This window comes from Rhizobium sp. CFBP 8752, from assembly GCF_014842035.1.
GTDB lineage: Bacteria > Pseudomonadota > Alphaproteobacteria > Rhizobiales > Rhizobiaceae > Neorhizobium > Neorhizobium soli.
In genome coordinates this window covers 1,826,044-1,839,145 of the sequence record NZ_JACYUZ010000001.1, presented here as the reverse complement: position 1 = coordinate 1,839,145, position 13,102 = coordinate 1,826,044, and the positions used below count along the sequence as shown (strand labels likewise).

Genomic DNA, 13,102 nt, shown 5'->3' with positions numbered 1-13,102 from the left:
CGCCACGATAAGAAGGTATAAAAATGCAGGTTACCGAAACGCTCGCTGAAGGGCTGAAGCGCGAAATCAAGGTCGTTATCCCTAAGCAGGATATGGAAGCTGAGCTCAACGTTCGTCTGGCCGACGCCAAGGACAAGGTTCGCATCAACGGATTCCGTCCGGGCAAGGTGCCCCTTTCCCACCTCAAGAAGACCTATGGCAAGTCGATCATGGCTGATCTCGTCAACGAGATCGTCCGCGAACGCCCCACCAAGATTCTCTCCGAGCGCGGCGAGAAGTCGGCAACGCAGCCTTCGGTATCGATGACCGAAGACGAGGCGGAAGCCGAAAAGATCCTCAATGCACAGGCTGATTTCGAATTCACCCTGACCTATGAAGTGATCCCGCCGATCGAGCTGAAGTCGACTGACGGTATCACCGTCGAGCGCGAAGTCGTTGAAGTGTCGGAAGACGAAGTCAACGAGCAGATCCTCAAGATCGCCGAAAGCGCCCGCACGTTCGAGACAAAGGATGGCGTTGCCGCTGAAGGCGATCGCGTCACCATGAACTACCTCGGCAAGGTCGATGGCGAAGCCTTCGATGGCGGCACTGCTGAAGACGCAGAACTGGTCATCGGTTCCGGTCGCTTCATCCCGGGCTTCGAAGACCAGCTGGTCGGCGTCAAGTCGGGCGACGAAAAGCAGATCACCGTGACCTTCCCGTCCGAATATCCGGCTCCGAACCTGGCTGGCAAGGACGCGACCTTCGACATCACCGTCAAGGACATCGCTGCTCCGGCTGCCGTCGAGATCAACGACGAACTTGCTTCGACGCTTGGCATCGAATCGGTCGATCGTCTGAAGGAAATCGTCCGCGGCCAGATCGAAAGCCAGTACGGCAACGTCACGCGTCAGAAGGTCAAGCGTCAGATCCTCGACCAGCTCGACGAGATGTACAAGTTCGACGCGCCGCAGGGCCTCGTTGACGCCGAGTTCGACAACATCTGGCGCCAGATCAACACCGATCTGCAGCAGTCGGGCAAGACGTTTGAAGACGAAGAAACGACTGAGGAAGAAGCACGCGAAGAATATCGCAAGCTGGCCGAACGTCGCGTCCGTCTCGGCCTGGTTCTCTCCGAAATCGGCGAAAAGGCCGGCGTCGAAGTAACCGAGGAAGAAATGCAGCGTGCACTCTACGCACAGCTGCAGCAGTTCCCGGGCCAGCAGAAGGAAATCCTCGATTTCTTCCGCAACACCCCAGGCGCTTCCGCTTCGCTGCGTGCCCCGATCTTTGAAGAAAAGGTCGTCGACCATCTCCTGTCTGAGGTCAAGGTCACCGACAAGACCGTGACGAAGGAAGAGTTGCTCGCCGAAGAAGAAGGCGAAGACGCCGACAAGCCTGCCAAGAAGAAGGCCTCGCCGAAGAAGGCAAAGGCTGAAGCTTCCGAGGCTGCAGAAGGCGAAGAAGCAGCTGCTCCGAAGAAGAAGGCAGCACCGAAGAAGAAGGCCGCTGAAGACAGCGCCGAATAATCTTCTCAAATACGAATTGACGAAAGGCCGGGCGGGAAACTGCCCGGCCTTTTGCGTTTCAGTTTGTCGAGTGCTGCTTGAGCCACACACCTTGATGCTTGCGGTTATGGCATCATGAAACCCCGCGACATCCGGCGCGACCCGTGACATAAGGCTCGCCGAACGCGTCCTCACTTTCCGGCAGCCATGATCCGCATTGAGAATATCAGCAAGTCCAACAGTTCCCGCATTCTCTACATCGAGACGTCTGCGGCCCTGAACCGCGGCGAGAAGATCGGTCTTGTCGGTCCGAACGGTGCCGGCAAGACGACACTGTTCCGGATGATCACCGGCCAGGAACTGCCCGACGAGGGCCAAGTGACGGTTGAGAAGCACGTGACGATCGGCTACTTCAATCAGGACGTCGGAGAAATGTCGGGCGTCAGCGCCGTCACCGAGGTGATGGACGGGGCAGGGCCGGTCAGCAGTGTCGCCGCCGAACTGCGCTCGCTCGAAGCCGCGATGGTCGATCCCGACCGGATGGACGAGATGGATGCCATCATCGATCGCTATGGCGAGGTGCAGGCTCGTTATGAGGAGCTGGACGGCTATGGCCTGGAGAGCCGCGCCCGCGAGGTTCTGGCAGGCCTCTCCTTCAGCGAAGAGATGATGGACGGCGACGTCGGCAAACTGTCCGGCGGATGGAAGATGCGCGTGGCGCTTGCCCGCATCCTCTTGATGCGCCCGGACGTGATGCTGCTGGACGAACCGTCCAACCATCTGGATCTGGAAAGCCTGATCTGGCTTGAGGAGTTCCTCAAGAACTACGACGGTGCCTTGCTGATGACCTCGCATGACCGCGAGTTCATGAACCGCATCGTCAACAAGATCATCGAGATCGATGCCGGCTCGCTCAACACCTATGCCGGCGATTACGGCTTCTACGAACAGCAGCGGGCGCAGAACGAGAAGCAGCAGCTGGCGCAGTTCGAGCGGCAGCAGGCGATGCTGGCGAAAGAGATCAAGTTCATCGAACGCTTCAAGGCGCGCGCGTCGCACGCAGCCCAGGTGCAGAGCCGTGTGAAGAAGCTCGACAAGATCGAGCGGGTGGAACCGCCGCGTCGCCGCCAGACGGTCGCCTTCGAATTTCAGCAGGCACCGCGTTCCGGTGAGGATGTTGCAAACCTCAAGGGTGTCCACAAGGCCTATGGCAGCCGTGTGATCTATGACGGACTGGATTTCATGATCCGCCGCAAGGAACGCTGGTGCATCATGGGGATCAACGGCGCCGGCAAATCGACGCTTCTGAAGCTGATCGCCGGTTCGGCGGCGCCCGACGTCGGATCCGTCGCGATCGGCGCCAGTGTCAAGATGGGCTATTTTGCCCAGCATGCCATGGATGTGCTGGATGGCGAGCAGACAGTGTTCGAATGGCTGGAGTCCGAGTTCCCACGGGCCGGGCAGGGCGCGCTTCGAACCCTTGCCGGTTGCTTCGGCTTTTCGGGCGATGACGTGGAGAAGAGATGCCGGGTTCTGTCCGGCGGAGAAAAGGCCCGTCTCGTCATGGCGGCCATGCTGTTTGATCCGCCGAATTTCCTGGTGCTGGACGAGCCCACCAACCACCTGGATCTCGATACCAAGGAAATGCTGATCAAGGCGCTCGCCGACTATGACGGCACGATGCTGTTCGTCAGCCATGACCGGCATTTTCTGGCCGAGCTGTCCAACCGGGTGTTGGAAGTGACCGCGGACGGCGTTCATCGTTTCGATGGCGGCTACACGGAATATGTCGAACGCACGGGTTACGAGGCGCCGGGTCTCGCAAGCTGATCCTGGACCAACCGACGCATCGTGAGGAAGTAAGAACGAGCAGCCTACATCACCGGGTGGTGATGTAGGCACGGTGTCATTCGTGGATCGTGTAGGATCCCATCTTGCAGAGATCCTGCGAGTCTTCGAGGTCCTCGAGGCCTGAATCCTCGGTGAATTCGAAGCGCAGATCGTATTTGCAGACCCTGCGACCGTCAGCGATGGTGATCTCGATACTCTCGCCGGGCTCGAGAACATCCTTGCCGAATACATCTTCTTCCCAGTCGTCAACACCGACGGGCGACGTATAGAAACGCTCAAGCGTGCCGCTGGTCCGGTTCTTCAAGGTAAAGACGAGATCCGAGGCGTTGGATGTAGTGGTGCATGCAAAAAGAGCTGCCAATGCAGCGGCGGCAATAAGTACAGTCTTTCTCACGGTAGTGTCCCTCAACCCAGAATTGGGGTAGGGAACATCTATCATTTCCATAACCGCAGACAACTAGCATGTTGGTTCATCATTAATTGTAGAGTATTGATAAACCGCAACTAATTAAGCCGTGCAGCATTGTCGGTGTCATCGGCGGAACGCGAGATATCGCTGTGAAACCCGGCAGGAATACTGCTGAAAGTCCGGTTTAAGCCGCTGTGCTGTAAGCGCCGCTCAGAGCGGTTTGCGATACTGGATAAACCCAGGGGCAACCGCGACCCGGTCATAGAGACGCCTCGCGGCTGTGTTGTCTTCCTGCGTCAGCCAGTAGAGCCGACCGGCATTCTGGTCGCGCGCGAGCAGCGCCACCTTTTCGATCAGGGCTTCCCCCACGCCGCGTCCACGCTGGCTGCTGTCGACGTAGAGGTCCTGCAGATAGCAGGTCATGTCAGGTAACCAGGTCGAGCGGTGGAAGACGACATGCACGATGCCGACCATCTGCCCGTTCTCGTCGAAAGCGCCAAGTGCCTGCAGGGGCTCGTCATCATGGTGAAAGCGGGACCACGTGATGTCGTACTGTTCTTTAGGCAGTTCCGACTCGTAGAACTCGAGATAGGCTCTGAACAGGGGTTCCCAAGCGGCACGGTCGGCAGGCTCAAGCGGGCGGATTGTCGTCACGGGCATCTCCTCGAGCAAAAAACAGAAACGGCGGGGAGTATACCCCGCCGTTTGTCGAATTCTACTGAAGAGATGAAGCTTAGGCAGCCATGGCCGTCTTCAGGTTTTCATCGATCTTGTCGAGGAAGGCAGTCGTGGACAGCCAAGGCTGCTCCGGGCCGATCAGAAGCGCCAGATCCTTGGTCATGTAGCCCTGTTCGACCGTGTCGACGCAGACGGTTTCGAGCGTGGTGGCAAAGGTTGCCAGTTCGGCGTTGTCATCCAGCTTCGCACGGTGCGCGAGGCCACGAGTCCAGGCGAAGATCGAGGCGATCGAGTTCGTCGAGGTTTCCTGGCCCTTCTGGTGCTGGCGGTAGTGACGCGTCACGGTGCCATGCGCAGCTTCGGCTTCGACCGTGCGGCCATCCGGCGACAAGAGAACCGAGGTCATCAGGCCGAGCGAGCCGAAGCCCTGTGCAACCGTGTCGGACTGGACGTCACCGTCGTAGTTCTTGCACGCCCAGACGTAACCGCCGGACCACTTCAGAGCCGATGCGACCATGTCGTCGATCAGGCGGTGTTCGTAGGTGATGCCGATTTCGGCGAACTTCGCCTTGAATTCAGCCTGGTAGACTTCTTCGAAGATATCCTTGAAGCGGCCGTCATAGGCCTTGAGGATGGTGTTCTTGGTCGACAGGTAGACCGGCCACTTGCGCATCAGGCCGTACATCATCGAAGCGCGCGCGAATTCGCGGATCGATTCGTCGAGGTTGTACATTGCCATGGCAACGCCCGCGCCTGGGGCGTCAAACACGTCCTTCTCGATAACCTGGCCGTCTTCACCGACGAACTTGATCGTCAGTTTGCCCTTGCCGGGGAACTTGAAATCGGTCGCCTTGTACTGGTCGCCGAAAGCGTGACGGCCGACGACGATCGGCTTGGTCCAGCCGGGAACGAGGCGCGGTACGTTCTGGCAGATGATCGGCTCGCGGAAGATAACGCCGCCGAGGATGTTGCGGATCGTGCCGTTCGGGCTCTTCCACATCTGCTTGAGATTGAATTCCTTCACGCGGTCTTCGTCCGGCGTGATCGTCGCGCACTTGATGCCGACGCCGTGCTTCTTGATTGCGTGAGCCGCATCGACGGTGACCTGGTCGTTCGTCGCATCACGGTTCTCGACGGAAAGGTCGTAATATTCGATGTCGAGATCGAGATAGGGAAGGATCAGCTTGTCCTTGATGAGCTGCCATATGATACGGGTCATCTCGTCGCCGTCGAGATCGACGACCGGGTTCGCTACCTTGATCTTCTGCATGGACTTCCTCTTGCCGTAATGGGCCGTTTAGGCCTCAAAAATGATCAACGGGGGCGCTATAGCATCGCGGGGAAGAGAACGCAAAGATGGTGCGGTCTGATATGGCGCGATTCGGTTAGAAAATTGGAACATGCGCTCGCCATCATCATACTGCCTGAAATTGGCCCTCAAGATTGAGCATTGCCAAACATCGGGCGCGGCGTAATGTCCGCCAAAACTCATCGCAGCACTGGATCTATGATATGCGGATACTCCCGCTTCTTTCTCTCTTCACCCTGATTTCCACCGGCGTTCTGGCGGCGGATGTGACCGATCCGGTAAAGGCGGTGATGAAGATCACCGAAGACAACTGGAATACGGTTGATAGTGACTGGAAGTCGCTGTTCGATCCCGAGCCGATCCAGCAGAATTTTAGCAAGTCGTTCCAGACTGCCTACTCGGAAGCGTCCAAGCACCCCGCTTACGAAACCGAAAACAATGCCCCCGGCGATCCGTTCGGCTACGACGTCGTCACGAGTTCGCAGGACGGCTGCCCGCTGAAGGACGTCACCATCGTGCCGGCACCGGCGGCAAATGGCGTGTCGGATGTGAAGGTCACGTTCAAGCAGTGGGCCTGCATCGATGATGCGGAAATGAAGGACAGCGTTTCGGAAGTGCATTTCGACGTGATCGAGGAAGACGGCAAGCCGGTCATCAAGGACATCCACCGCGTTGTCGAGAATGAAAGCGATTCGCTCGTTGAAGAGATGCAATCGATCGCCAAGGGCGAGTAGAGGGAAGCAAACCTTCTGAAAGCCTTGCTCTTCATCCATCCGGCGGCTATCTGCCCAGCCTAAAATTGTTGGGATTAAGCGATGTCAGGTACGAATAGCGAGCGCGAGCTCATTGCCGAGGGCCCGGCCATCATTCTGGTGGAACCGCAACTGGGCGAAAACATCGGCATGGTGGCGCGCGCCATGGCCAATTTCGGCTTGGCGGAACTGCGCCTCGTCAGTCCTCGTGATGGTTGGCCAAACGAGAAGGCGAGGTCTGCCGCGTCGAAGGCTGACCACGTCATCGATGGAGCCGTCGTCTTCGAGACGCTGGAAGACGCGACCCGCGACCTGAACTTCGTCTATGCCACGACGGCGCGCGAACGCTACGGCTTCAAGCCCGTTCGGTCACCGGTCTATGCGGCGTCCACATTGCGTGAGAAATTCAAGGCAGGTGAAAAGACCGGCATTCTGTTTGGCCGCGAACGCTGGGGTTTGAGCAACGAAGAGGTGGCGCTCGCCGACGAGATCGTCACCTTCCCGGTCAATCCGGCCTTCGCCTCGCTCAATATCGCCCAGGCGGTTTTGCTGATGTCCTATGACTGGATGAAATCCGGCATGGACGATATCGAGGAAACCCGCTTCCAGCCGATCGAGCAGCGGCCCTCGACGAAGGACCAAGTGTTCGGCATGTTCGAGCAGATCGAGGAAGCGCTCGATGCCCGAGGTTACTTCCATCCGCCTGAGAAGAAGCCGAAGATGATCGACAATCTGCGCGCGGTCCTGTCGCGGCGGAGCTTTTCGGAGCAGGAAGTCAGCGTGTTTCGCGGCGTGATCAAATCGCTGGATGCGTTTCCTCGTCAGTGGCCACGAAAAACGACGCCGAGGCAGAAGAAGGCCGACGTGACCGGGGAGATCGAAGGCAATGGCGACGACGAATGACCTGAAGCCAGTGCTGATGTTCGATTCGGGCATCGGCGGACTGACTGTGCTGCGTGAGGCGCGGGTGCTGATGCCGGAGCGCGGCTTCATCTATGTCGCCGACGACGCTGGTTTCCCTTACGGCGGATGGGAGGAGGAGGCGCTGACGGCGCGGATCCTGTCCCAGTTCGAGCGCCTGCTGAACGACTACCAGCCGGAAATCTCCATCATCGCCTGCAATACCGCCTTCACCCTGGCGGGAGCGGCGCTTCGTGAGCGCTTCCCCGAGATGACCTTCGTCGGCACCGTGCCGGCTATCAAGCCTGCAGCCGAGCGAACCAGATCCGGCCTCGTGTCCGTCCTCGCAACGCCCGGCACCGTCAAGCGCGCCTATACGCGTGATCTGATCCAGTCCTTTGCCACGCAGTGTCACGTGAGGCTTGTCGGATCGGAAAATCTGGCCCGCATGGCGGAAGCCTATATCCGCGGCGAGACCCTGTCGGACGACGCTGTCCTAGCCGAAATCATGCCCTGCTTCGTCGAGAAGGACGGCCGCAAGACCGATATCGTCGTTCTCGCCTGTACGCATTATCCCTTCATGGCGAACCTGTTCCGCCGCCTGGCACCCTGGCCGGTCGACTGGCTCGATCCGGCCGAGGCGATCGCCCGACAGGCCCGGCGCAAGGTGCCGCTTCTGGATGGTGTGCAATACCCCGGCGAGTTCGACTTCGCGGTGTTCACGTCGGGCAATCCGGATTTTGCCACGCAGCGTCTGATGCAAGGGTTTGGTTTGCGGGTCTAGCCCTCTTGTCATCGGCTAAATTCGGTGGCTTGCTCGGCCTACCGGATCAGGAGCAGACACGATGTCGATTGAAAACTGGCTGGCCTTCGTCGCCGCATCCACGATTCTTCTGGCCATTCCCGGACCGACGATCCTGCTCGTCATCTCCTATGCGATGACGCACGGGCGAAAGGTGGCGACCGCGACAGTCGCTGGCGTGGCACTCGGGGACTTCACGGCAATGACCGCCTCGATGCTGGGGTTGGGCGCCTTGCTCGCCACGTCTGCGATGCTGTTCACGATCCTCAAATGGGTGGGCGCCGCCTATCTGATCTATCTCGGCATCAAACTGTGGCGCGCACCCGTGATGGATCCAGAGGTCGCAGCCGGCGAGGGGGAGCTGCCGCAAGCCAGACCGTTGCGCATCCTGCTGCACACCTACGTGGTCACCGCGCTCAATCCGAAGGGCATCGTGTTCTTCGTCGCCTTCCTGCCGCAGTTTCTCGATCTGTCAAAACCGCTGTTCTTTCAGATGGCTGTTTTCGAGGTGACGTTTCTGGTTCTGGCGACGATCAACGCCACGCTCTACGGGCTTCTCGCCTCCTTGGCCCGCAACCAGATCCGCAGGCCACGGGTGCAGAAAATAGTCAACCGGACCGGTGGATCGCTGATGATCGGGGCAGGGCTTTTGTCGCTCGGCTTCAAGCGGGCGGCGGCCTGACCGCAAAGCCTGTGCATTTCCTCTCTTGCACGGCGAAACGAATCCCTTTCTCTGTTAGTGAGAATGTTTGGGCGGTCTTTGACCGCGTGTAGACGGCATACGAGGTAAGGCATTGCAGGTCGGCATCGATATGGGAACTCTGACCGGGGGTGATCCGGCCAAGCTCGATATCGAGGAGCTTCTGGCAACGCGTCTCCTCGTCCAGGGCAATTCTGGCTCCGGGAAATCGCATCTTCTGCGGCGGCTGCTGGAACAGTCAGCGCCGTGGGTCCAGCAGGTCGTGATCGATCCGGAAGGTGATTTCGTCACGCTGGCCGACAAATACGGTCATGTCGTCGTCGATGGCGAGCGCACCGAAGCCGAACTCGCGGGCATTGCCAACCGTATCCGCAAGAACCGCGTGTCCTGCGTCCTCACGCTCGAGGGGCTTGATCTCGAAGAGCAGATGCGTGCCGCCGCCGCCTTTTTGAACGGCCTGTTCGATGCCGATCGCGACTACTGGTATCCGGTTCTGGTCGTGGTCGACGAAGCCCAGATGTTTGCGCCATCCGTCGGGGGCGACGTCTCCGAAGATGCCCGCAAGATGTCGCTCGGGGCGATGACCAACCTGATGTGCCGTGGCCGTAAGCGCGGGCTGGCCGGTGTCATTGCCACGCAGCGCCTGGCAAAGCTTGCGAAGAACGTCGCAGCCGAGGCCTCCAACTTCCTCATGGGTCGCACGTTTCTTGATATCGACATGGCCCGCGCCGCGGACCTGCTCGGCATGGATCGGCGTCAAGCGGAAATGTTCCGCGATCTGAAGCGCGGCAACTTCGTCGCGCTCGGCCCGGCTCTGTCGCGGCGGCCGCTGCCGATCATCATCGGCAATGTCGAGACATCGGCCCGTTCGTCCAGCCCGAAGCTGATGCCGCTGCCGGATGCGCATCTGGATGTCGAAGGTCTCATCTTCACGCCGGATCCAGAAGAATTCACCCGGCCTTTGACGGCGAACCGCCGCCAGGTGCCGGCGCCACGGCCGACCACCGATATTCTGGCGGAACTCTCGCGCTCGACGCCTGCTTCCCTTCAGCCGGCTGCCGCCGAGCCGCGGACGCCGGTGCCCGTGCTTACGGTCGAGGAGCGTGAGGATCGGCTGATGGCGGTCATGGCCGAGATCCTCGACGATCCGCAATCGGCCTATCGGACGGACGCGGTTCTCTATCAGGACTTCCTCGTTCGCGCCCGCATGCGTCGTCTGCCGGGCCCGCCGCTGTCGCTCAGCGACTTCCGCCGCCGCACGGCGATTGCCCGTTCCGGGGTCGATGCTGCGATGGCCTCGAGCGAAGCCTGGACGACGGTGCTGTCCATGTCGAACAGTGTTTCGGATGACCTTCAGGGCGTGTTTCTGATGATGGCAAAGGCGGCGCTCGGCGGCGAACCATGCCCGTCCGATGCACGGATTGCCCGCGCCTACGGCACGCACTCCGCGCGCCGCGCACGCCGTCTGCTGGGCTACTTTGAAGAGCAGGGGCTGGTCGTGGTCCATTCCGACTTCACCGGCAAGCGCATCGTCGCGTTTCCGGAGCTGCAGGCGGAAACGGCGCCCGGCAGTGCCGAAGCGCCTGATGAGGGCGATCTCAAGATTGCTGCGGAATAAGCCCGCAGCGACCCGGCTGCTGTTGACATTTTGATGACAGCCGCCTAAAGACCCGCCAACGCCCGGTGGCAACACCGGGTGTTTCAACGACATGTCCCGTGGCACTCTCCGAACGCTTTTCGTGAGAAGCCTGTCAGAACCTCTAAATCGAGGTTCAGAGGAGGGCGTGTTTCCTTCATCCGGTTCGGCAACGAACCGGTGTAACTTTCTGAAAGGAAATACGATGAGCAAGCGCGAATCGTCTAAGTACAAAATCGATCGCCGTATGGGCGAAAACATCTGGGGCCGCCCGAAGTCGCCGGTTAACCGCCGCGAATACGGTCCTGGCCAGCACGGTCAGCGCCGCAAGGGCAAGCTTTCCGACTTCGGTGTGCAGCTGCGCGCCAAGCAGAAGCTGAAGGGCTACTACGGCGACATCCGCGAGAAGCAGTTCCGCGCGATCTATGAAGAAGCCAACCGCCGCAAGGGCGACACCGGTGAAAACTTGATCGGCCTGCTGGAATCGCGTCTGGACGCCATCGTCTACCGCGCAAAGTTCGTTCCGACCGTGTTCGCTGCTCGTCAGTTCGTCAACCACGGCCACGTCACGGTCAATGGCGTCAAGGTCAACATCGGTTCGTACCGCTGCAAGGCTGGCGACGTTGTCGAAGTTCGCCAGAAGTCGAAGCAGATGGTCACCGTTCTGGAAGCCGTTTCGCTCGCAGAACGCGACGTTCCTGACTACATCGAAGTCGATCACAACAAGATGGTTGCCACCTTCGCTCGCATCCCGAGCCTGGCCGATGTACCCTACGCGGTCATCATGGAACCGTCGCTGGTCGTCGAATTCTACTCGCGTTAACAGCGACACCATTTCAGACAAATGGCCCCGAGAGGGGCCATTTTTGTATCTGGTGTCATGTCGGACCCACAAAAAAGCCGCTCCTTTCGGGGCGGCTTTTTGCTTGTCTCTTCCGGTCATTCTTACCTGGAAGAGGTTTTCTTCTTTTCCGACTTAACCGACGTCTCGACGGTAGTCGACGTGTTGGTATCCGTCAGCTGGACCGTCTCGTGTTGTGCGTCGCCCTTCGGCAGCTCGCCCATCCGGTTCCACGCGTCAAGCCCGGCGATCTTGTAGGCTTCCGCAAGCGTCGGGTAGTTGAAGGTGTTCTCGACGAAGTACTCGACGGTGCCCTTCAGGTTGAGAACCGCCTGGCCGATATGCACGAGTTCGGTGGCGTTCTCGCCGATGATGTGCACGCCGAGGAGACGTCGCGTCTTCAGAGAGAAGATCAGCTTCAGCATGCCGTGGTCGAGGCCCATGATGTGGCCGCGCGAAGTCTCGCGGAAACGGGCGATACCGCATTCGTAGGGAATGCCGCGCTCCTTCATTTCCTCTTCCGTCAGGCCGCAGGTCGAAATCTCCGGCACGGCGTAGATCCCGTAGGGAAAATACTTCGGTGGCTCCTTGGCAATTGCGCCGACGGCGACGCGAGCGGCAATTCGGCCCTGTTCCATCGATGTCGAGGCAAGGCTCGGAAAGCCGATGACATCGCCCGCGGCATAGATGCCGGGGACGGAGGTCTCGAAGGTTTCCGGATTGACCTTCAGACGGCCGCGGTTATCGGCGTCGAGGCCGGCTGCTGCCAGGTTGAGGCTGTCGGTCGCGCCCATGCGGCCGGCGGCAAACAGCACCATGTCGGTGATGATCTTACGGCCGGTATCGATCGTGACCGAGACCTTGCCGTCGGGAAGGTGCTCCACCTTCTCGACCTTCTGGCCCAGCAACAGCTTCATGTTGCGGTCGCGCAGCTGGTAGGTGAAATCCTCGATGATCTCCTTGTCGATGAAGTCGAGCATCGTCGCCTTCGGGTCGATCACCGTGACGGCGGTGTCGAGCGCGGAAAAGATAGTCGCATATTCGATACCGATAACGCCGGCACCGATGACGACCATCGAGCGCGGCAGTTTTTCGATTTCGAGCAGTTCGTCGCTGTCGATGACCGTCTTGCCGTCGAAGGGCATGTAGTCGGGGCGGAACGGGCGCGTGCCGACAGCAAGCAGGATGCTTTTGGCTTTGACCTGAACCGCTTCTCCGTCGTCCTTCAGCACCTCCATCGTATCGGTCGACAGAAAGCTCGCCTTGCCACGAAGGTGCTGGACGCGGTTGCGGGCGAACTGGTGTTCGAGCACCTCGACTTCATGGTCGAGCGTGATCAGCAACCGGCGGCGAAGGTCCTCGGCACTGATCTCTTCCTTGACCCTGTAGGATCGGCCGTAGAAACCGCGCTCGCGCCAGCCGGAGAGGTTCAGCGCGGTTTCTCGCAGCGTCTTCGACGGGATGGTGCCGGTATGCACGGAAACGCCGCCTACCCGTCGGCCCTGCTCGATGACGAGCACTTTCCGGTCGAGCTTGGCGGCTTGAATGGCTGCGCGGCGACCGGCAGGGCCGCTGCCGACAACAATGAGGTCGTACTGGTTCATGGACTGCTCCGCTTCTCGAATCCCGCTGTTACGCTGCAATAGCCTACCTCCGTCGTCTCCTACCAATCTATTCTGAATGTTTGATTGCAGGAAAGGCCGCAAGCGTAGAACGGCTGTCTCGGGTTGCGTATGT

Annotated in this window: 12 protein-coding genes; 8 read left to right on the top strand and 4 right to left on the bottom strand. The window is 59.7% G+C overall.

Annotated features, from left to right (window positions below; all coding sequences use genetic code 11):
- Positions 1 to 23: 23 nt before the first annotated feature.
- On the top strand, positions 24 to 1,508 hold the full coding sequence (tig, locus tag IFT59_RS08835; RefSeq protein WP_062457509.1) for a trigger factor: 1,485 nt from the start codon (positions 24 to 26) through the stop codon (positions 1,506 to 1,508).
- A 186-nt stretch (positions 1,509 to 1,694) separates the two neighbouring features.
- Positions 1,695 to 3,317 carry an ABC-F family ATP-binding cassette domain-containing protein gene (locus IFT59_RS08830; RefSeq protein ID WP_062457506.1) on the top strand — a complete coding sequence of 541 codons (1,623 nt, stop codon included), beginning with the start codon at positions 1,695 to 1,697 and terminating at the stop codon, positions 3,315 to 3,317.
- A gap of 76 nt (positions 3,318 to 3,393) precedes the next feature.
- Here the strand turns inward: IFT59_RS08830 and IFT59_RS08825 are convergent, their stop codons facing one another.
- The 3 genes from IFT59_RS08825 to IFT59_RS08815 form a co-directional block, all read right to left on the bottom strand.
- The gene (locus IFT59_RS08825; RefSeq protein WP_430243864.1) at positions 3,394 to 3,714 is read right to left on the bottom strand and encodes a hypothetical protein; all 321 of its coding nucleotides are present in this window, start codon (positions 3,712 to 3,714) and stop codon (positions 3,394 to 3,396) included.
- 243 nt (positions 3,715 to 3,957) lie between these two features.
- Complete coding sequence (locus IFT59_RS08820; RefSeq protein WP_062457504.1) at positions 3,958 to 4,407, bottom strand: GNAT family N-acetyltransferase; 450 nt, start codon at positions 4,405 to 4,407, stop codon at positions 3,958 to 3,960.
- 73 nt (positions 4,408 to 4,480) lie between these two features.
- Entirely contained in the window at positions 4,481 to 5,695 is a 1,215-nt protein-coding gene (locus IFT59_RS08815; RefSeq protein WP_062457500.1) for an NADP-dependent isocitrate dehydrogenase, read from the bottom strand.
- Positions 5,696 to 5,937: 242 nt separating this feature from the next.
- Here IFT59_RS08815 and IFT59_RS08810 point away from each other — a divergent pair, with 242 nt between their 5' ends.
- The 6 genes from IFT59_RS08810 (at position 5,938) to rpsD (ending at position 11,347) form a co-directional block, all read left to right on the top strand.
- Positions 5,938 to 6,468 (top strand): hypothetical protein, encoded by a 531-nt coding sequence (locus IFT59_RS08810; protein ID WP_062457497.1) that lies wholly within the window; start codon positions 5,938 to 5,940, stop codon positions 6,466 to 6,468.
- 81 nt (positions 6,469 to 6,549) lie between these two features.
- Positions 6,550 to 7,389 (top strand): RNA methyltransferase, encoded by an 840-nt coding sequence (locus tag IFT59_RS08805; protein WP_113110958.1) that lies wholly within the window; start codon positions 6,550 to 6,552, stop codon positions 7,387 to 7,389.
- Entirely contained in the window at positions 7,373 to 8,170 is a 798-nt protein-coding gene (murI, locus tag IFT59_RS08800; RefSeq protein ID WP_192086647.1) for a glutamate racemase, read from the top strand. Before IFT59_RS08805 ends, murI begins: the two co-directional genes overlap by 17 nt.
- A gap of 61 nt (positions 8,171 to 8,231) precedes the next feature.
- Positions 8,232 to 8,870 carry a LysE family translocator gene (locus IFT59_RS08795; protein ID WP_192086646.1) on the top strand — a complete coding sequence of 213 codons (639 nt, stop codon included), beginning with the start codon at positions 8,232 to 8,234 and terminating at the stop codon, positions 8,868 to 8,870.
- Positions 8,871 to 8,982: 112 nt separating this feature from the next.
- Entirely contained in the window at positions 8,983 to 10,506 is a 1,524-nt protein-coding gene (locus IFT59_RS08790; protein WP_192086645.1) for an ATP-binding protein, read from the top strand.
- Positions 10,507 to 10,729: 223 nt separating this feature from the next.
- Positions 10,730 to 11,347, top strand: coding sequence for a 30S ribosomal protein S4 (gene rpsD / locus IFT59_RS08785; protein WP_062457482.1), 618 nt, complete (start codon positions 10,730 to 10,732; stop codon positions 11,345 to 11,347).
- Positions 11,348 to 11,469: 122 nt separating this feature from the next.
- On the opposite strand, the gene sthA is transcribed toward rpsD, so the two are convergent.
- Complete coding sequence (gene sthA / locus IFT59_RS08780; RefSeq protein WP_245341497.1) at positions 11,470 to 12,969, bottom strand: Si-specific NAD(P)(+) transhydrogenase; 1,500 nt, start codon at positions 12,967 to 12,969, stop codon at positions 11,470 to 11,472.
- Positions 12,970 to 13,102 lie beyond the last annotated feature (133 nt).